Below are 1,140 nucleotides of genomic sequence, written 5' to 3'. Positions count from 1 at the left end.
GTCAGGATGAGCATGGCTCCCGATGATCCGCAGCATTTTGCACGCTGGTTGGCTGGCAGCGGAGAACTCGAACACGACCCGGATGCCATCTGGAAGAACGGCGACGCTTTTCCGCGCCGTCGCGTATTCGGCCGCTACGTCGCCGAGCATCTGGCGCCGTATCTCGGTTCCGGCCTTGTCCATCATGTCGAAGGTTCCGCCACACGCGTGACACGCGATGCCAGTGGCGCGGGCTGGACCGTGCACACCTCTGCCGGACCGGTCGTCGCCGATATCCTCGTCCTGGCAGCGACGCATCCGCGGCCCGGAATTCCCAACGCGCTGGCCTCGCTGACGGAAGCGCCAGGTTTCGTCGCCGATCCGTACTCTTCCGCCGCGCTTTCAGGGATCGGGCCGGAGGCGTCGGTGCTGATCGTCGGCTCCGGGTTGACCTCGGCCGACATGGTCGCCGAACTTGACCGCCGTGGCCATCGCGGCCGTATCCTCGCGCTGTCGCGCCGCGGCCTGCGCTCGCGCGGCCACCCGGATATCAGGGGCGAGCCTTTTGGCGACTTTGCATCCGCGCCGGCCACGACGGCGCTCGGCCTGCTCAAGACCATTCGCGCGACGCTGGCGGCCGCGCGCGCCGCCAATGTCAACTGGCAGTCGGTCTTCGATCAGCTGCGCCTCCAGGGGCCGGTGCTGTGGGCCGCACTTGCGCCGCCGGAGCGGGCAAGGCTGGTGCGCCAGCTGCGCGTGTTCTGGGACGTGCATCGTTTCAGGATCGCGCCGCAGGTCGCCGCGGTGCTCGACCGGCGTCATGCCGCCGGTACAGTCGACACCATTGCCGCCAGGCTTGTCGCGTCGAACGACGAGGACGGCAGCCTGGCTGTCAGCTTTCAACGGCGCGGGCAGACCCGGATCGAGACGATGCGCTTCGCTGCCGTCATCAACACCACCGGTCCGGCCCATGGGCAGGCGCTGCAGCTGAACCCGGCGCTAAGCTCGCTGGCGGAAGCCGGCTTGATCAGGACGGACCAATATGGGCTTGGCATCGAGACAGGTCTCGACAGCCGCGCGATCGGCCGGGACGGCGCGGCGGTCGCGACACTCCTGGTCGCCGGCCCGCTGGCACGAGGGACTTTCGGCGAGCTCATGGGT

Annotated in this window: 2 pseudogenes; both read left to right on the top strand. The window is 68.6% G+C overall.

The window, feature by feature from the left end:
- Positions 1–6: 6 nt before the first annotated feature.
- Positions 7–237 (top strand): annotated as a pseudogene (locus tag EOA22_RS39340) (FAD/NAD(P)-binding protein); the annotation flags it as partial.
- A 3-nt stretch (positions 238–240) separates the two neighbouring features.
- Positions 241–1,140, top strand: a pseudogene (locus EOA22_RS34555) (hydroxyacylglutathione hydrolase); the annotation flags it as partial.

It is taken from the genome of Mesorhizobium sp. M7A.F.Ca.US.014.04.1.1 (assembly GCF_003998745.1).
Classification (GTDB): Bacteria; Pseudomonadota; Alphaproteobacteria; order Rhizobiales; family Rhizobiaceae; genus Mesorhizobium; species Mesorhizobium ciceri.
The sequence above is the reverse complement of the archived record's forward strand: the minus strand, read 5'-3'. Positions and strand labels throughout refer to the sequence as shown.